Source organism: Streptomyces termitum, from assembly GCF_014650175.1.
Lineage (GTDB): Bacteria > Actinomycetota > Actinomycetes > Streptomycetales > Streptomycetaceae > Streptomyces > Streptomyces termitum.
This window is the reverse complement of the sequence record NZ_BMUL01000002.1, coordinates 147840-165508: the sequence shown is the minus strand read 5'-3', so window position 1 is coordinate 165508 and position 17669 is coordinate 147840. Positions and strand designations below refer to the sequence as shown.

Annotated in this window: 16 protein-coding genes; 7 read left to right on the top strand and 9 right to left on the bottom strand. The window is 72.2% G+C overall.

The window, feature by feature from the left end; all coding sequences use genetic code 11:
* Positions 1 to 84: 84 nt before the first annotated feature.
* Genes IE219_RS04125 through IE219_RS04110 form a run of 4 tightly spaced genes read right to left on the bottom strand, consistent with a single transcriptional unit; the run spans position 85 to position 3253 of the window.
* A complete protein-coding gene (locus IE219_RS04125) occupies positions 85 to 495 on the bottom strand; it encodes a Fur family transcriptional regulator (RefSeq protein ID WP_189975129.1) in 411 nt (136 codons plus the stop codon).
* A 60-nt stretch (positions 496 to 555) separates the two neighbouring features.
* Positions 556 to 1452, bottom strand: coding sequence for a metal ABC transporter permease (locus IE219_RS04120; protein ID WP_189975128.1), 897 nt, complete (start codon positions 1450 to 1452; stop codon positions 556 to 558).
* 2 nt (positions 1453 to 1454) lie between these two features.
* Positions 1455 to 2246, bottom strand: coding sequence for a metal ABC transporter ATP-binding protein (locus IE219_RS04115; RefSeq protein ID WP_189975127.1), 792 nt, complete (start codon positions 2244 to 2246; stop codon positions 1455 to 1457).
* The gene (locus IE219_RS04110) at positions 2243 to 3253 is read right to left on the bottom strand and encodes a metal ABC transporter solute-binding protein, Zn/Mn family (protein ID WP_189975126.1); all 1011 of its coding nucleotides are present in this window, start codon (positions 3251 to 3253) and stop codon (positions 2243 to 2245) included. The genes IE219_RS04115 and IE219_RS04110 overlap by 4 nt, the downstream gene beginning before the upstream one ends.
* A 224-nt stretch (positions 3254 to 3477) precedes the next feature.
* Between IE219_RS04110 and IE219_RS04105 the strand changes: the two genes are divergently transcribed.
* On the top strand, positions 3478 to 4860 hold the full coding sequence (locus tag IE219_RS04105) for a glycine--tRNA ligase (RefSeq protein ID WP_189975125.1): 1383 nt from the start codon (positions 3478 to 3480) through the stop codon (positions 4858 to 4860).
* A 93-nt stretch (positions 4861 to 4953) separates the two neighbouring features.
* Here IE219_RS04105 and IE219_RS04100 read toward each other — a convergent pair whose 3' ends face one another.
* The 3 genes from IE219_RS04100 to IE219_RS04090 form a co-directional block, all read right to left on the bottom strand.
* Positions 4954 to 5658 carry a VC0807 family protein gene (locus IE219_RS04100; RefSeq protein WP_189975124.1) on the bottom strand — a complete coding sequence of 235 codons (705 nt, stop codon included), beginning with the start codon at positions 5656 to 5658 and terminating at the stop codon, positions 4954 to 4956.
* Positions 5659 to 5782: 124 nt separating this feature from the next.
* On the bottom strand, positions 5783 to 6373 hold the full coding sequence (locus IE219_RS04095) for a TetR/AcrR family transcriptional regulator (RefSeq protein WP_189975123.1): 591 nt from the start codon (positions 6371 to 6373) through the stop codon (positions 5783 to 5785).
* Between the two features lie 16 nt (positions 6374 to 6389).
* Complete coding sequence (locus IE219_RS04090) at positions 6390 to 7397, bottom strand: aldo/keto reductase (protein WP_189975122.1); 1008 nt, start codon at positions 7395 to 7397, stop codon at positions 6390 to 6392.
* 282 nt (positions 7398 to 7679) lie between these two features.
* Between IE219_RS04090 and IE219_RS04085 the strand changes: the two genes are divergently transcribed.
* On the top strand, positions 7680 to 7853 hold the full coding sequence (locus IE219_RS04085; protein ID WP_189975121.1) for a DUF6243 family protein: 174 nt from the start codon (positions 7680 to 7682) through the stop codon (positions 7851 to 7853).
* 121 nt (positions 7854 to 7974) lie between these two features.
* On the opposite strand, the gene IE219_RS04080 is transcribed toward IE219_RS04085, so the two are convergent.
* Positions 7975 to 9381: an MFS transporter gene (locus IE219_RS04080; RefSeq protein ID WP_189975120.1), complete on the bottom strand. Its 1407-nt coding sequence runs from the start codon at positions 9379 to 9381 to the stop codon at positions 7975 to 7977.
* A 53-nt stretch (positions 9382 to 9434) separates the two neighbouring features.
* On the opposite strand from IE219_RS04080, the gene dusB reads away from it, so the two are divergent.
* The 3 genes from dusB (at position 9435) to IE219_RS04065 (ending at position 15215) form a co-directional block, all read left to right on the top strand.
* The gene (gene dusB, locus IE219_RS04075) at positions 9435 to 10571 is read left to right on the top strand and encodes a tRNA dihydrouridine synthase DusB (protein ID WP_189975119.1); all 1137 of its coding nucleotides are present in this window, start codon (positions 9435 to 9437) and stop codon (positions 10569 to 10571) included.
* A 357-nt stretch (positions 10572 to 10928) separates the two neighbouring features.
* Complete coding sequence (gene ppdK, locus IE219_RS04070; protein WP_189975118.1) at positions 10929 to 13640, top strand: pyruvate, phosphate dikinase; 2712 nt, start codon at positions 10929 to 10931, stop codon at positions 13638 to 13640.
* Positions 13641 to 14198: 558 nt separating this feature from the next.
* Positions 14199 to 15215: an ArsR/SmtB family transcription factor gene (locus IE219_RS04065; RefSeq protein ID WP_189975117.1), complete on the top strand. Its 1017-nt coding sequence runs from the start codon at positions 14199 to 14201 to the stop codon at positions 15213 to 15215.
* On the opposite strand, the gene IE219_RS04060 is transcribed toward IE219_RS04065, so the two are convergent.
* Positions 15185 to 16381, bottom strand: a complete 1197-nt coding sequence (locus IE219_RS04060) for a PhoX family protein (RefSeq protein WP_189975116.1) — start codon at positions 16379 to 16381, stop codon at positions 15185 to 15187. The genes IE219_RS04065 and IE219_RS04060 overlap by 31 nt on opposite strands.
* Positions 16382 to 16562: 181 nt before the next feature.
* Here IE219_RS04060 and IE219_RS04055 point away from each other — a divergent pair, with 181 nt between their 5' ends.
* Both IE219_RS04055 and IE219_RS04050 read left to right on the top strand, forming a co-directional pair.
* The gene (locus tag IE219_RS04055) at positions 16563 to 17030 is read left to right on the top strand and encodes a group III truncated hemoglobin (RefSeq protein ID WP_189975115.1); all 468 of its coding nucleotides are present in this window, start codon (positions 16563 to 16565) and stop codon (positions 17028 to 17030) included.
* A 201-nt stretch (positions 17031 to 17231) separates the two neighbouring features.
* Complete coding sequence (locus IE219_RS04050) at positions 17232 to 17648, top strand: VOC family protein (protein ID WP_189975114.1); 417 nt, start codon at positions 17232 to 17234, stop codon at positions 17646 to 17648.
* The last annotated feature ends 21 nt before the right edge of the window (positions 17649 to 17669 follow it).

Here is a 17669-nt window from a genome sequence, read left to right as displayed (position 1 = left end):
GCGCGCGCGAACACGGCGGGGCCCGTACCGGATCTCCTCCGGTACGGGCCCCACGTGTGTCAGGTCACGGCTCGGGCGGGACGCTCAGCGGCTCGCGCACTCCGCGCAGGTGCCGAAGATCTCGACGGTGTGCGCCACGTTGACGAAGCCGTGCTCGGCGGCGACCGCCTCGGCCCACTGCTCCACCATCGGTCCCTCCACCTCGACGGCCTTGCCGCAGGCGCGGCAGACCAGGTGGTGGTGGTGGTCGCCGGACGAGCAGCGGCGGTAGACCGTCTCGCCGTCGCTGGTGCGCAGCGCGTCGACCTCGCCCGCGTCCGCCAGTGACTGGAGGGTGCGGTAGACGGTGGTCAGGCCGACGGAGTCGCCGCGGTGCTTGAGCATGTCGTGCAGCTCCTGCGCGCTGCGGAACTCGTCCACCTCGCTCAGCGCGGCCGACACGGCGGCGCGCTGTCGGGTGGATCGGCCGCGTACGGGGGGTCCTGCCGTCGCCACGGGGGCCTCCTTGATGTATCCGTTGCCCCCGCCATTCTGCCAGTCCCCCCTGTGCGCCGGTCAGACCTTGACGTCGTCGGCGGGCTTCCGGCCCGCCGGGACCACGGGCGAGCAGCCGTCCAGGGCCGCGGCCTCGGCGGCCCGCGCCCGGCGCCGGGCGAGCGGGGCGGCCAGCAGCGCCATGAGGAGGAAGACGCCGATCGCGTACAGGACGATCGTCGCGCCGGGCGGGACGTCCTGGTAGTACGAGGTGACCGTGCCGGCCAGGGTGACGGTGATGCCCGTCGCGACGGCGAGCACGAAGGTGGCCCGGAAGGACTTCGTCAGCTGCTGGGCGGCGGCGACCGGCACCACCATCAGCGCGCTCACCAGGAGCAGGCCGACGACCCGCATGGCGACGGTGACGGTGACGGCGGCGGTGACCGCGATGAGCAGGTTGAGCAGCCGCACCGGCAGGCCGGTGACCCGGGCGAACTCCTCGTCCTGGCTGACGGCGAAGAACTGCCGCCGCAGGCCGACGGTGACCAGGACGACGAAGGCGGCCAGCAGGCTGATCGCGGTGACGTCCGCGGGGGAGACCGTGGAGAGCGAGCCGAAGAGGTACGTGCTCAGGTTGGCGTTGGAGCCGCTCGGCGCGAGGTTGATGAGCAGCACGCCGCCGGCCATGCCGCCGTAGAAGAGGAGCGCGAGGGCGATGTCGCCGCGGGTCCTGCCGTAGGCCCTGATCAGCTCCATCGCCACCGATCCTGCGACGGCGACGAGGGTCGCCATCCAGACCGGGCTGGCGTTGAGCAGGAAGCCGAGGCCGACGCCGGTCATCGCCACGTGGCCGATGCCGTCGCCCATCAGGGCCTGGCGGCGCTGGACGAGGTAGATGCCGACGGCGGGCGCGGTGACGCCGACGAGGACGGCGGCGAGCAGGGCCCGCTGCATGAAGGCGTACTGGAGGAATTCCATGGTCAGCTCAGCAGTCCCGTACGGAGCGGCTCGCCGGCCGCGTGCGGATGGACGTGGTCGTGGCCGGGCAGCGAGTGCTGGCCGACGGCCTCGGGCGGCGGGCCGTCGTGGACGACGCAGCCGTCGCGCAGGACGATCGCGCGGTCGATCAGCGGCTCCAGCGGGCCGAGTTCGTGCAGGACGAGGAGGACGGAGGTGCCGGCGGCGACCTGTTCGCGCAGGGTCGCGGCGAGGATCTCCTGGCTGGCGAGGTCCACGCCGGCCATCGGCTCGTCCATGATGAGGAGTTCGGGTTCGGAGGCGAGCGCGCGGGCGATGAGGACCCGCTGGTGCTGGCCGCCGGAGAGGGCGGAGACGGCGTCCCCGGCCCGGTCGGCGAGGCCGACGAGGGCGATGGCCCGGTCGACGGCGGCCCGGTCGGCCCCGGTCGTCCAGCCGAACCGGCGGCGGGAGAGCCGGCCGGAGGCGACGACCTCGCGGACGGTGGCGGGGACCCCGGAGGCGGCGGTGGTGCGCTGCGGCACGTAGCCGACGCGGGCCCAGTCGCGGAACCGCTTCCGCTCGGTGCCGAAGAGTTCGACGGTGCCGCCGGTCAGCGGCACCTGGCCGATGAGCGAGCGGACGGCGGTGGACTTGCCGGAGCCGTTGGCGCCGAGCAGGGCGACGACCTCGCCCCGGTGGACGGTCAGATCGACGCCGCGCAGGACGGGGCGGGCGCCGAGGGCGGCGGTGGCGCCCCGGACGGAGATGACGGGTTCGCCGTTCACGACGGCCTCCTGGGGTGCGGTGGTCACTTGGCGCCGAGGGCCTTCTGCAGGGCGGCCAGGTTGGCCCGCATGACGGCGAGGTAGTCGGAGCCCTTCGACTGGTCGGTGATGCCCTCCAGCGGGTCGAGCACGTCGGTCTTCAGACCGGTGTCGCGGGCGAGGGTCTTCGCGGTCTTGTCGCTGGCGAGGGTCTCGAAGAAGACGGTGGTGACCTTGTCGGCCTTCGCGATGTCCTGGAGCTGCTTGACGCGGGCGGGGCTCGGCTCGGACTCGGGGTCGACGCCGGTGATGCCCTCCTGCTCCAGGTGGTAGCGCTGGGCGAGGTGGCCGAAGGCGGAGTGGGTGGTGATGAAGGTGCGGGTCGCGGTGTTCTTCAGGCCGGTCGCGAAGGCGGTGTCCAGGTCGCCGAGCTTCTTCACCAGGGCGGCGGTGTTCTTGTCGTAGTCGGCGGCGTGCGCCGGGTCGGCCTTGCCGAGGGCGGCGCCGACGCCCCGGGCGATCTCGGCGTACTTCACCGGGTCGAGCCAGACGTGCGGGTCGAGGCCCTCGGAGGTGCCGTGGTCGTGGCCGTCGTGGGAGTCGCCCGCGGGCTCCTCGGCGTGCTCGTCCGCGTGCTCCCCGCCCTCGGCGGCGTGGTCGTGCTCCTCGGCGGCGGGGGAGTCGAGGCTGGTGAGGGTCGCGGCGTCGACGGTGTGCCGCACGCCGGCCTGGGCGACGGCGTCGTCGACGGCGGGCTGGAGGCCCTTGAGGTAGAGGAGGACGTCGGCCTCGCCGAGCTCGCCGATCTGCCGGGGCTTGAGCTCCAGGTCGTGGGGTTCGACGCCGGGGGCGGTCAGGGTGCGGACGGCCACGTGGCCGCCGCCTATCTCCTCGGCGAGGTACTGCATGGGGTAGAACGACGCGACGACGTCCAGCCGGCCGCCCTTCCCCTCGGCCGCGTCCGATGGGCTCGTGCCGCAGGCGGAGAGGGTGAGGAGACCGAGGGAGACGGCTCCGGCGGTGAGGGTCACGGCTATCGGACGGCGTGCGTTCATGACACTCATTTTCAACAAAACTGGAAACGGTTGTCAATTGCCTTCGGGTGGCCGGAGGTGTGGTCCGGGCCACCCCGGGCCGGTGGGGATACCGATTTGATACCGGCCCCAGGGGCGCCGGTAACCTGAGGCATTCGCCCACCCGTCTCCTGACCACCACCCCCCACAGAGGCGCTTCGCGCCGCAGTTCCCGTCCTTTCCGTCGTCGTAATGAAGAGAGCACCGTGGCCGCCGACAAGATCGACACCATCGTCAGCCTGAGCAAGCGCCGTGGCTTCGTTTTCCCCTGTAGCGAGATCTACGGCGGCCAGCGCGCCGCCTGGGACTACGGGCACCTGGGCGTCGAGCTCAAGGAGAACATCAAGCGCCAGTGGTGGCGTTACATGGTCACCTCGCGCGAGGACGTCGTCGGCATCGACTCGTCGGTCATCCTGGCGACCGAGGTCTGGGAGGCGTCCGGTCACGTCGCCACCTTCACCGACCCGCTGACCGAGTGCACCTCCTGCCACAAGCGCTTCCGCGCCGACCACCTGGAGGAGGCGTACGAGGAGAAGCACGGCCGCCTCCCCGAGAACGGCCTCGCCGACCTCAACTGCCCCAACTGCGGCAACAAGGGCACCTTCACCGAGCCCAAGAACTTCTCCGGCCTGCTCGCCACCCACCTCGGCCCGACCCAGGACAGCGGCTCCGTCGCCTACCTGCGCCCCGAGACCGCCCAGGGCATCTTCACCAACTTCTCCCAGGTGCAGACCACCGCGCGCAAGAAGCCCCCGTTCGGCATCGCGCAGATGGGCAAGTCCTTCCGGAACGAGATCACTCCGGGCAACTTCATCTTCCGGACCCGCGAGTTCGAGCAGATGGAGATGGAGTTCTTCGTCAAGCCGGGCGAGGACGAGGAGTGGCAGGAGTACTGGATGCAGCAGCGCTGGAACTGGTACACCAACCTCGGCCTGCGCGAGGAGAACATGCGCTGGTTCGAGCACCCGCAGGAGAAGCTCTCCCACTACTCGAAGCGCACCGCCGACATCGAGTACCGCTTCTCCTTCGGCGGCAGCGAGTGGGGCGAGCTGGAGGGCGTCGCCAACCGCACCGACTACGACCTGAACGCCCACTCCCAGGCGTCCGGCGCCAACCTGACGTACCTGGACCAGGAGTCCGGCGAGCGCTACACGCCGTACGTCATCGAGCCCGCCGCCGGTGTCGGCCGCACCATGCTCGCCTTCCTCCTCGACGCCTACACCGAGGACGAGGCCCCCAACGCCAAGGGCGTCATGGAGAAGCGCGTCGTGCTGCGCCTCGACCACCGCCTGGCCCCGGTCAAGGCCGCGGTCCTGCCGCTCTCCCGCAACCCGCAGCTCTCCCCGAAGGCCAAGGGCCTCGCGGCCGACCTGCGGCAGAACTGGAACATCGACTTCGACGACGCCGGCGCCATCGGCCGCCGCTACCGCCGTCAGGACGAGATCGGCACCCCGTACTGCATCACCGTCGACTTCGACACCCTCGACGACAACGCGGTGACCGTGCGCGAGCGCGACACCATGAAGCAGGAGCGGGTCTCCCTGGACCAGATCCAGGGCTACCTGGCCACCCGCCTCATCGGCTGCTGAACCGCCGCACCGCCCACGGGAGAGCCCCCGGTCCGAGACGCACTCGGACCGGGGGCTCTCCCCTTTTTCTGTGTACGGGTACGGGTACGGGGCTCAGGCCGCGGCCGCCGCCTCCGCCTCCGCCTCGGCGGCCCGGCGCCGGCCCTCGGCCGCCCGCCGCCTGCCGAACCAGGCCGTCCAGACGCCGAGCGCCCCCAGCACCCCGTAGATCATCACCGGGCTGACCACCACCATGGTGTCGGTCGGCAGGACGTACGCCAGCGCGATCCGCGTCAGCGCCTCCGCCAGGTACGCCACGCCCCACACCAGCGTCATCGTGCGCATGGTGGAGCGGAAGCCCTCGTACTGCCACATGCCGTTCCACCAGGCCGTGGACTCCGGGGTGCCGTCCGTGGCGAACTTCCGGCCGAAGTAGAACATCAGCGGGCGCGAGGCGAGCAGGGTGGCCAGGCAGAGCAGCCCGAACAGGCCGGTCACGCCGGAGTCCTTGACCAGCAGCGCGCGGGCGGTGTGCGCGCCGATCAGCGAGACCAGCGCGGTGATCACCAGGAAGACCAGGGTGACGACGGCGAACTCGTCGACCTTGCGCCGCCACGCCATCATGATCGCGCTGTCGAGCACCGGCCAGGCGCTGCCGGCCAGCAGCGCGGCGAACTCGGACCAGCCCCGGTCCCCGGTCAGGACGTCGTAGGTGACGATCGGCGCCACCACGTTGAGGCCGATGGTCAGGATCCAGCCGAGCGCGGCGGCCTTCCCCGAGCGGGCCGGCGGTCCGGCCTGCCGGTCGGTTGCGGACATGGTTCCCCCTGGAAGCGTGCGGATGTGCGGTACGGCACGCTAGCCAGACCGGGGGAGGTTTCCGGACAGGGAAGGGAAAAGTCCGGGCCAAATGATCACCAAAGCGCCCGGCGGGCGCGGGGGTTCAGGCCCGCAGGCCGCGCGTCACGAGGGAGACGACGGCGCGGAAGTCGTCCTCGATGCCGGGGGCGGCCCAGTCGGCCGCGTGCGCCGGGTCGTGGAAGCGGTCCGTGGCGTCGAAGACCGCCCGCGCGGTCGCGGTGACCCCGTGGTCCCCGGCGGCGAAGACGCCGTCCCGGACGCCGTCCGCGAGGACGGCGGCGATCTGCGCCACCAGGTGCTCCACGTGCCGGTCGACCACCGCGCTGTTCTCGCCGATGAGGACCTGGAAGGTGGCCATCAGCTCCGGATCGCCGCCCGCCTTCTGCCGCTTGAGCGCGAAGAGGTGCTCCAGCCAGCCGGTCAGTCGCTCGGCGGCGGGGCCGGGGCCCTCGGCGTACGGGCGCAGCTCCGTCACGTTCCGCTCCAGCCACCGCTCCGTGACCGCCTCGCGCAGGGCCGCCTTGGTGCGGAAGTGGCGGTAGACGCTGCCGTGGCTCACCCCGAGGGCGCGGGCCACGTCCACGACCGTCGCCTTCGCGGGGCCGTACCGCCGCAGCACCTCCTCGGTGGCTTCGAGGATGCGCTCGGCGGTGAGGGTTTCGGTGGCGGCCATGGAAGGACAGTACCCGTCAGTGCTCGCTGTCCAGGTGGGCCATCTGCGCGGCGGGGTAGCGGTCGCCGGCCACCGCTCCGGCCGGGACGGCCTCCTCGATCGCGGCCAGGTCGGCGGCGTCGAGCACGACGTCCAGGGCGCCGAGGGCCTCGGTGAGCCGGGTCCGGGTGCGGGCGCCGACCAGCGGCACGATGTCCTCGCCCCGGGAGAGGACCCAGGCGATGGCGGTCTGCGCGACCGAGACGCCCTTGGCCTCCGCGACCGCCCGCAGCCGGTCCACCAGGTCGAGGTTCCGCTCCAGGTTGGCGCCCTGGAAGCGGGGGCTCATGCCGCGGAAGTCACCGGCGGCCAGCTCGCGGTCCCGGGTGAAGTGGCCGCTGATCAGGCCGCGGGAGAGGACGCCGTACGCGGTGACGCCGATGCCCAGCTCGCGGGCGGTCGGCAGGATCTTCTCCTCGATGCCCCGGGAGACCAGCGAGTACTCGATCTGGAGGTCGGTGATCGGGGCGACGGCGGCGGCCCGGCGCAGGGTGTCCGCGCCGACCTCGGAGAGGCCGATGTGCCGGACGTGCCCGGCCTCGACCAGCTCGGCGATGGCGCCGACGGTCTCCTCGATCGGCACGTCGGGGTCGACGCGGGCGATCCGGTAGACGTCGATGTGGCCGGTGCCCAGGCGCTGGAGGGAGTACGCGGCGAAGTTCTTCACCGCCGCCGGGCGGCCGTCGTAGCCGGTGAAGCCGCCCTCGACGGTCCGCAGCGCGCCGAACTTCACGCTGACGAGGGCCCGCTCGCGCAGGGCGGCGGGGGCGGTGCGCAGGGCCTCGTTGATCAGCAGCTCGTTGTGGCCCATGCCGTAGAAGTCGCCGGTGTCGAGCAGGGTGACGCCGGCGTCCAGGGCGGCGTGGAGGGTGGCGATCGACTCGGTCCGGTCGGCCTCGCCGTAGAGCGCGGACATGCCCATGCAGCCGAGGCCGAGGGCGGAGACGGCGGGGCCGGTGGTGCCGAGGGAGCGGGTGGGGAGCATGAGGGACTCCTGGGGGAGGGGTACGGGAAGGATGCTCCTCAAGAATGACATGACCGATGACAGATTTCAATATTTGTCATTCCGTGGCGCGGTGAGGTGCGTGGTGGGGGGCGCGGCAGGTACGCGGTGGGGCGCGCGGCGGCGGGGAAAACCGGGTGCGGGCCGTCCGGTCGGCCCGCTACCGTGCGGGGTATGTTCGCTCACCTCCCGATCTACGAGTGAGAGCGTCGCGGCCCCGGCCGGACGACGACCACCGCACACCTCACCGAAGGGGAGAACCCCGTGGCCAAGAGCCGTAACAACCTTCTCGGCGTCGGCGGGCAGCGCCGCAAGCTGTCCCGCGCCGAACGGAACGGCGCAGGACCCGAAGGCGCCGCCGACCGCCGCTCCGCCGAGGAGCACAAGCAGGAGCTGCTGCGGAAGATGCGCGAGCGCACCCAGGACGCCGCCGAATAGCACCCCGCACCCCGAGGGGCCCGGACCGCCACGCGGTCCGGGCCCCTCTCCGTCCACCGCCCCGTGCCGTCGAGCAGTGAAGGGGCCGGGCGGGCGGCGGCACCGCGTGCCACGCCCCGGATCAGGCCGGGGCCTCCTCGATCTCCAGCCGGCGGGCCGTCCGCCGCGCCGTGCCCCGGGCCCAGCCGCCCGTGGTCAGCGCCCCGACCAGCAGGACCACGAGGCCGCAGCCGGTCACCACCCAGTAGCCGGGCCGGGCCGCCGCCGTGAAGTCCGCCGCGGCCGGGTCCGGGCCCGCGCCCGCCGCGAGGACCGTCCCGATCACCGCGACGCCGAGCGTCTGCCCGATCTGCCGGCTGGTCGAGGCGACCGCCGCCGCCACCCCGGCCTGGGCGCGGGGCATCCCGGAGACGGCCGTGTCGGTGATCGGCGCGTTCACCAGGCCGAAGCCGATGCCGAAGACGACGTACCCGGTGAGGAGGAGGACGTCGTCGGTCTCCGCCTCGAAGGCGGCGAAGAGGAGGGCGCCCGCCGCCATCGCCGTCCCGGCGAGCAGCAGCGGCAGCCGGGGGCCGCGCGATCCCGTCAGCCGGCCCGACAGGGGCGCGCAGACGAAGGTCATGCCGGCCATCGGGAGCATGAAGAGGCCGGCGCGCAGGGCGTCCAGACCGCGCACGTCCTGGAGGTAGAGGGTGTTCAGGAAGAGGAAGCCGCCGAGCGCGGCGAAGGCCGAGACCGCGATCACGGTGGCCCCTGAGAAGGGCGCGCTGCGGAAGAACCGCAGGTCGATCAGGGGTTCGCGGCGGCGGGGCTCGTAGCGCAGCAGTCCGGCGAGGGCGAGGACGGCGATCCCGGCGAAGAGCGGGTCCGTCTCGATGATCGCGTACGTGAGCGAGCCCAGCAGCAGCGCCACCAGGACCTGCCCGACCGGGTCGGGGCGGCGGGGCCGGGGCGCGCGGGACTCGGGGACGTACCGCAGGGTGAGGAGGAGGGCGGCCAGGGCCACCGGCAGGTTGACCCAGAAGATCGCCCGCCAGCCGACCGACTCCACGAGCGCCCCGCCCACCAGCGGCCCGGCGGCGAGGGAGACGCCGACGACGGCGCCCCAGACGCCGATGGCACGCGCGCGTGCGGCGGGTTTTGTGAAGGTGTTGGTGATGATGGACATGGCGACCGGGTTGAGCATCGAGCCGCCGACGGCCTGCACCGCGCGGAAGGCGACCAGCGCCTCCAGGCTGGGCGCCAGCGAGCAGAGCAGCGAGCCGAGGGCGAAGACGACCAGACCGGTGGTGAAGACCCTGCGGCGGCCGATCCGGTCGGCGGTGGAGCCGGCGAGCATCAGCAGCGAGGCGAGGACCAGGGTGTAGGCGTCGATCGTCCACTGCATCCCGGAGACGGTGGCGTCGAACTCGCGGCGCATGGAGGGCAGCGCGACGTTCAGGGCGGTGTTGTCGAGGCTGACGATGAGCAGGCTCATGCAGCAGACGGCGAGGACGGTGAGCCGGCGCCTCCGGGTGAGCTCGGGCATGGGCCGATCGTACGGCTGCCTAACGATTCCCGCGGGTGCGGGACAATGGGGCCATGACCGCGTTCTCCCCCCTCTCCATCGGCCCGCACACGGTGCGGCCCCCGGTGGTGCTCGCGCCCATGGCCGGCATCACCAACGCCCCCTTCCGGACCCTCTGCCGCGAGTTCAGCGGCGGCAAGGGCCTCTTCGTGAGCGAGATGATCACGACGCGGGCGCTGGTCGAGCGCAACGAGAAGACGATGCAGCTCATCCGGTTCGACGCGAGCGAGACGCCCCGGTCGATCCAGCTGTACGGGGTGGACCCGGTCACCGTCGGCAAGGCGGTGCGGATGATCGTCGACGAGGACCTCGCGGACCACGTCGACCTGAACTTCGGCTGCCCGGTCCCCAAGGTGACCCGGAAGGGCGGCGGCTCCGCGCTGCCGTACAAGCGGCCGCTGCTGCGGGCGATCCTGCACGAGGCGGTGGCCAACGCGGGCGACCTGCCGGTCACCATGAAGATGCGCAAGGGCATCGACGACGACCACATCACCTACCTCGACGCCGGGCGGATCGCGGTCGAGGAGGGCGTGACGGCGATCGCCCTGCACGGGCGGACGGCGGCGCAGCACTACGGCGGCACGGCCGACTGGGACGCCATCGCGCGGCTCAAGGAGCACGTGCCGGAGATCCCGGTGCTCGGCAACGGCGACATCTGGTCGGCGGACGACGCGGCGCGGATGATGCGCGAGACCGGCTGCGACGGCGTGGTCGTGGGGCGCGGCTGCCTGGGCCGGCCGTGGCTCTTCGCGGATCTGGTGGCGGGTCTGGAGGGGACCGGGGGGTACCGGACGCCGGGGCTGCGGGAGGTCGCCGACGTGATGGTGCGGCACGCGACGCTGCTGGGGGAGTGGCTGGGCGACGAGCGGCGCGGTGTCGTCGACTTCCGCAAGCACGTGGCCTGGTACCTGAAGGGGTTCTCGGTCGGCTCGGAGATGCGCAAGCGGCTGGCGGTCACCTCGTCCCTGGAGGCGCTGCGCGCTCAGTTGAGCGAGCTGGACCTGGACCAGCCGTGGCCGGAGGGTGCGGACGGTCCCCGGGGCCGTACGTCCGGAAACAACCGGGTTGTCCTGCCGGACGGGTGGCTGAAGGACCCCTACGACTGCGCCGGGGTGAGCGAGGACGCCGAACTGGACACGTCCGGAGGCTGAGATGTCGGGCCCTCCGGAGGAGTGATCCTCGCCACCCCTGAGGGGGGTGGTGCTCAGATGAGCAGGTTATGGGAGGGTGTACCGCTTGAAGGGTGGCACGGGGTGCCACCCTTTTTGCGTTCAAGAGTTGAACGCAAATGTGGCGAAGGGGTGCTCATCTGAGCGGATAGTCCCTGGATTGGGTCAAGCGGCCTTCGGGCCGTGAAAACGGAAGCTTCGCCTCGGTAACTTTCGAAGTGGGGGCGGACGGGTGGTTAAGCCCACGTGACCGGTAGGCGTACCTCCCCAGAAGCCTTCGATCTGGGTATGTTCCTCGCCGTCAGGGCAGCCAACCGAGTCGTCGAGGAGTCGGGACCCGTGTCGGAAAACAATGATCAGAAGTTCGTGTACGACTTCACCGAGGGCAACAGGGACCTGAAAGACCTGCTCGGTGGCAAGGGGGCCAACCTCGCCGAGATGACCAATCTCGGCCTGCCGGTCCCTCCGGGCTTCACGATCACCACCGAGGCGTGCAAGGTCTACCTCGACAGCGGTGCGGAGCCGGTCGCCCTGCGCGACGAGGTCTCCGCCCACCTCGACGCCCTTGAGGCGACGATGGGCAAGAAGCTCGGCCAGGCCGACGACCCGCTGCTGGTCTCCGTCCGCTCCGGTGCCAAGTTCTCCATGCCGGGCATGATGGACACCGTCCTCAACATCGGCCTCTCCGACCTCTCCGTCGAGGGCCTCGCCAAGCAGGCCGGCAACGAGCGCTTCGCCTGGGACTCGTACCGCCGCCTCATCCAGATGTTCGGCAAGACCGTGCTCGGCGTCGACGGCGAGCACTTCGAGGACGCCCTCGACGAGGCCAAGGCCGCCAAGAAGGCCGCCAGCGACACCGACCTGGACGCCGCCGACCTCAAGGAGCTCGTCCAGCGGTTCAAGGGGATCGTGAAGGCCGACACCGGCCGCGACTTCCCGCAGGACCCGCGCGAGCAGATGGACCTGGCCATCAAGGCCGTCTTCGACTCCTGGAACGGCGACCGCGCCAAGCTGTACCGCCGCCAGGAGCGCATCCCGCACGACCTCGGCACCGCCGTCAACGTCTGCTCCATGGTCTTCGGCAACCTCGGCCCGGACTCCGGCACCGGCGTCGCCTTCACCCGCGACCCCGCCTCCGGCCACCAGGGCGTCTACGGCGACTACCTCCAGAACGCGCAGGGCGAGGACGTCGTCGCCGGCATCCGCAACACGGTGCCGCTGGCCGACCTGGAGTCGATCGACAAGGCGTCGTACGACCAGCTCATGCAGATCATGGAGACGCTGGAGACCCACTACAAGGATCTCTGCGACATCGAGTTCACCATCGAGCGCGGCCAGCTCTGGATGCTCCAGACCCGCGTCGGCAAGCGCACCGCCGGTGCCGCCTTCCGCATCGCCACCCAGCTCGTGGACCAGGGCCTCATCGACGAGGCCGAGGCGCTCCAGCGCGTCACCGGCGCCCAGCTCGCCCAGCTGATGTTCCCCAAGTTCGACGACGAGGCCAAGGTCGAGCAGATCGGGCGCGGCATCGCCGCCTCCCCGGGCGCCGCCGTCGGCAAGGCCGTCTTCGACTCGTACACCGCCGTCAAGTGGTCCCGCTCCGGCGAGAAGGTCATCCTGATCCGCCGCGAGACCAACCCCGACGACCTGGACGGCATGATCGCCGCCGAGGGCATCCTCACCTCGCGCGGCGGCAAGACCTCGCACGCCGCCGTCGTCGCCCGCGGCATGGGCAAGACCTGTGTCTGCGGCGCCGAGGAGCTGGAGGTCGACACCAAGCGCCGCCGCATGACCACCGCCTCCGGCGCGGTCATCGAGGAGGGCGACGTCGTCTCCATCGACGGCTCCACCGGCAAGGTCTACCTCGGCGAGGTACCCGTCGTGCCGTCCCCGGTCGTCGAGTACTTCGAGGGCCGCATGCACGCCGGCGCCGACGACGCCGACGAGCTGGTCCAGGCCGTCCACCGGATCATGGCCTACGCCGACCGCGTCCGCCGCCTGCGGGTCCGCGCCAACGCCGACAACGCCGAGGACGCGCTGCGCGCCCGCCGCTTCGGCGCCCAGGGCATCGGCCTGTGCCGCACCGAGCACATGTTCCTCGGCGAGCGCCGCCAGCACGTCGAGCGGCTCATCCTCGCGGACACCGAGGAGGAGCGCGAGGAGGCCCTCACCACCCTCCTGCCGCTCCAGCAGACCGACTTCGTCGAGCTCTTCGAGGCGATGGACGGCCTCCCGGTCACCGTCCGCCTGCTCGACCCGCCGCTCCACGAGTTCCTGCCCGACATCACCGAGCTGTCGGTCCGGGTCGCCCTCGCCGAGTCCCGCAAGGAGCCGCACGAGAACGACCTGCGCCTCCTCCAGGCCGTGCACCGGCTGCACGAGCAGAACCCGATGCTGGGTCTGCGCGGCGTCCGCCTCGGCCTGGTCATCCCCGGTCTGTTCACCATGCAGGTCCGCGCCATCGCCGAGGCCGCCGCCCAGCGGATCGACGCCAAGGGCGACCCGCGCGTCGAGATCATGATCCCGCTCGTCGGCACCGTCCAGGAGCTGGAGATCGTCCGCGAGGACGCCGAGCGCGTCATCGCCGAGGTCCAGGCCGCCACCGGCGTCGAGCTGAAGCTCGCGCTCGGCACCATGATCGAGCTGCCCCGCGCCGCCGTCACGGCCGGCCAGATCGCCGAGGCCGCCGAGTTCTTCTCCTTCGGCACCAACGACCTCACCCAGACGGTCTGGGGCTTCTCCCGCGACGACGTGGAGGCCAGCTTCTTCACCGCCTACCTGGAGAAGGGCATCTTCGGCGTCAGCCCCTTCGAGACCATCGACAAGGACGGCGTCGGCGCCCTGGTCCGCAGCGCGGTCCAGGCCGGCCGGGCCACCCGCCCCGACATCAAGCTCGGCGTCTGCGGCGAGCACGGCGGCGACCCGGAGTCGGTGCACTTCTTCCACGAGGTCGGCCTCGACTACGTCTCCTGCTCGCCCTTCCGGATCCCGGTGGCGCGCCTGGAGGCGGGCCGCGCGGCGGCCGGGTCGCAGGGCAGCGACAGCCGCTGAGCCGAGGGGGCCCGCGGGCCCCGAGAACCCCCGGAGCCGCCGCCGGCCATCCCCTCCCACCCTCACCGGCGGGCGGCGGCACCGGATCCGAGAGAGACGGGACGGACACCCTGTGCGGGGGTGTCCGTCCCGTCGTTCGCCCGCCGGATCCGGCGGGGCGGGCCGCCGGACCGGCCGGGACGGGACGCCGGACCCGGCGGGGTGCGGCACGAGTTCACGCACGATTACTGTCGATGTGAATTATTGGCAATTGAACATTTGCGTTTCCGGTCCTTTCGGGTACGGCCCCCGGATCCCCACCCGGGGGCCGTGCCCTTTTCACTGTGCCGGGCAGGTGAGCCGCAACCTCGCCGACCGCCGCCGGACGCGCAAAGCCCCCCACGGTCTTCGCGGCGTCACCATCGGTCCTGAAGGTTTCCTGCCCGACCCGCACAGCATTTCCGTTGGCGGGTGTTCGCCGCGATGCTTTTCAACTGTGGCTGAAACCCCCTGGTAACGTGCAGTGATGGTGTGCATACTCGATCGTGGGGTGGTTGCGGTTGCACAGGTGGGGACTTCATGCTTCGTATTCATTTCACCGCGGACGATCTGGCGGGGGTGCGGATCGCCGCCCGTCCTGACGTCCTCTGGGAAACGATTCTCAGCTTTCACCGTTTAAGGGACCGGCGCGGGCCGGTGGTCTTCGGCGGATGGCGCACGGAAACGCGCGCGCGGCTCGGCGGGGAGGCCCGGCTGCTCGCCGCGCTCGTCCCCAGCCGGGGCTATTTCCCCGACTTCCTGACCCCGGCGGAGGGCCTGCAGGGCCTCGACGACGGCCTCCAGGCGCTCCGGGCGACCCCGGCCGGCCGGCTCCGCTCGGAGCTCTCCCTGCTCGCCGCCGACCGGACCGGCGGCCGGACCGTGCCGCACTCGCTGCGGGCCCTCGCCGACGGCGGGAGCGAGCCCTTCGACCGGCTCCTCGGCGCGCTGCGCGGCTACCACCGGGCGGCGGTGGAGCCGTACTGGCCGCACATCAGGGCCCGGGTGGAGGCCGACCGGGCCCGCCGGGGCCGGGCCCTCCTGGACGGCGGGGCCGAGGAGCTGCTCGGCTCGCTGCCGCCGATGCTGAGCTGGCGCGCGCCGGTCCTGGAGGCCGCCTACCCGGTCGACCGGGACGTGCACCTGGACGGGCGGGGGCTGCTGCTCCAGCCCTCGTACTTCTGCCGGGGGACGCCGGTGATGCTGCGCGACCCGGCGCTGCCGCCGGTGCTCGTCTACCCGGTGACCCACGGCGAGGCGCCGACGGTCCGGCCGCCGGGCGCCTCCTCGCTGGCCAAGCTGGTCGGGCAGACCCGCGCGGAGGTGCTCCAGGCGATCGGGGACGGCGGGACGACCAGCGAGCTGGCCCGCCGGACCGGGGTGTCGGCGGCCTCGGCCAGCCAGCACGCGGGCGTGCTGCGCGAGGCCGGGCTGATCGCGACCCTGCGGCACGGCGGCGCCGTCCTGCACACCCTGACGCCGCTGGGCGCCGCCCTCCTCGGCGGAGGGGGCGCCCAGGAGCGCTGCTACGCGCGGAACGGGCCGGTCACCTCGTAGGTGATGCCGCCCGAGGAGCTGCCCGAGGTGCCGCGCTGGCTGGAGAAGTACAGCCGCGTGCCGTCGGGGGAGAAGGCCGGTCCGGTGATCTCGGAGCCGGACTGGCCGGTGATCCGCAGGAAGGGCGCCACGGTGTCGGCGGGCGTGATCAGGCAGATCTCCATGTTGCCGCCGTCCTCGGCGACGTACAGGTCGCCGGAGGAGGCGCCGGTGACGTTGTCCACGCCGGTGAGCGGGGCGGCGCCGCCGGGCACCAGCGAGTCGTCGTAGGCCAGCTCGTAGGTGTTCGCGGTGAGGTTCAGCCGCCAGACCCGGTTGTCGCCCTTGGTGGTGAACCAGACCTTGTCGTCGGCGTAGTGGCAGCCCTCGCCGCCGTTGAACCGCTTCGCGCCGGAGACCTGGGAGCGGGTGGTGGCGGGGGAGCCGTCCGGGTCCGGCACGTTCTGCCAGGTGAAGGAGCCGGAGGCGGCGGTGCCCGCCTTGAGGACCTGGAGGGTGCCGGAGGACAGGTCGCCCCAGGTGGTGGGCAGGAAGCGGTAGAAGCAGCCGTCGGTCTCGTCCTCGGTGAGGTAGACCGCCCTGCGGACCGGGTCGGCGGCGGCGGCCTCGTGCTTGAAGCGGCCCAGGGCGTCGCGGCGGACGGCCGCCTTCACGCCGTACGGGTCGGTCTCGTAGACGTAGCCGAGGCTGACCTCCTCGCAGGAGAGCCAGGTGTTCCACGGGGTCCGGCCGCCCGCGCAGTTCTGCCGGGTGCCGGACAGCACGCGGTACGCGCCGGTGACCGCGCCGGTCGCGGAGAACCTCACCGCGCTCGCCCCGCCGCTCGGGTTGACCTCCGAGTTCGAGACGTAGATCCAGCCTCCCCCGCTCTCGGCTTCGCTCGAACGGGAGGTACCCCCATCCTCGGCGAAACAGGCCCCGCCGTCAGGGGCGTTGTGCCAGGTGTACGAGGTGCCGGGGACGGTCTGTCCCGAGCGGGCGACGATCCGGCTGGTGAACCCGGCCGGCAGCAGGATGCCGTTCGCGTCCGCCGGGCCGAGCGCCCCGTAGGGGCCGGTGCCGGGCTGGGCGGGGGCCGCGTGGGCGGCCCCCGGCATCAGGGTGCCTCCGAAGGCCGCCGCCGACGTGCCGATGACCGCTCCGCGCAGGAAACTGCGTCGCTCCACGTCTTCATCTCCAGGGGTGTGGTGACCGCCCGCCGCGAGGACGGCGGCGGGGCCGCGCGGGGAGTCAGACTAGGAGCGCAGAGTTGACTGAGCATCAACAATCGGTGACGGGTGCGGGGCCGGGACGGGACGGGACCTTCGGCACTGGGGCGGGCCGCCCGCTCCGGCGCACACTGGGCGTATGCGCGAAACCCGGGACCTCACCGACATCGGCGGCCGCGACGACCTCGACGTGCTGCTGCGCCGCTTCTACGGCGCCGCCTTCGCAGACCCGCTCATCGGCCCCTTCTTCACCGAGATCGCCGGCACCGACCTGGAGGTCCACCTGCCGCACATCGGCGACTTCTGGGAGCGGGCCCTCTTCCGCACCGCCCCCTACGGGCGGGACGCCCTCGCCCCGCACGCCGCCCTGCACGCGGCCCGCCCGCTCACCCCCGCCCACTTCGGCCGCTGGGTCCAGCTCTGGCACGCCACCGTCGACGGCCGCCACCGGGGGCCGCGCGCCGACCGCGCCAAGGCCATGGGGGAGCGGATCGCGCTCTCCATGCTCCGGCGGCTCGGCGGCCCCGGCGCGGAGCGGGAGGCGGCCACCGGCGGCACCGGCGGCTTCGTCCCGCTGGCGGCCCTCACCCTGCGCGCGGCGGTCTGAGAGCGGGTCCCGCACGTCCGGTGCGCGGCGGTCCGGGGCCGGCCCTCCCGCCATGCGGCCCCGCGCGGAGCCCCGCCCGGAAGATTTCCGTGCCGGGACCGATGAGTTCCGCCCGCCCGGCCCGTCCTACCTCTCGACAGCACCGCACAGCGCGCCGCGCGACGGACCGCCCGGCCGCGCCGCCCGACGGAGGAGACCGCCATGGCCCCGCAGATGATCTTCGTGAACCTGCCGGTGAAGGACCTCGGCGTCAGCCGCGCCTTCTACGAGAAGCTCGGGTACACGATCAACCCGCAGTTCAGCGACGACTCCACCGCCTGTGTGGTGATCAGCGACACCATCTTCCTCATGCTCCTCACCGAGGAGAAGTTCCAGCAGTTCACCGCCCCCGGCAAGACCCTCGCCGACGCCCGCGCCACCACCCAGGCGCTGTTCTCGCTCAGCGCGGAGAGCCGCGAGAAGGCCGACGAGCTGGCCGACCGCGCCCTCGCGGCGGGCGGTTCCCCGGCGAAGGAGCCGCTGGAGATGGGCTTCATGTACGGCCGCTCCTTCGCCGACCCGGACGGCCACCACTGGGAGGTCTTCTGGATGGACCCCGCCGCCGTCGAGCAGGGCTGACCGCCGGGCGCGGTACGGGAT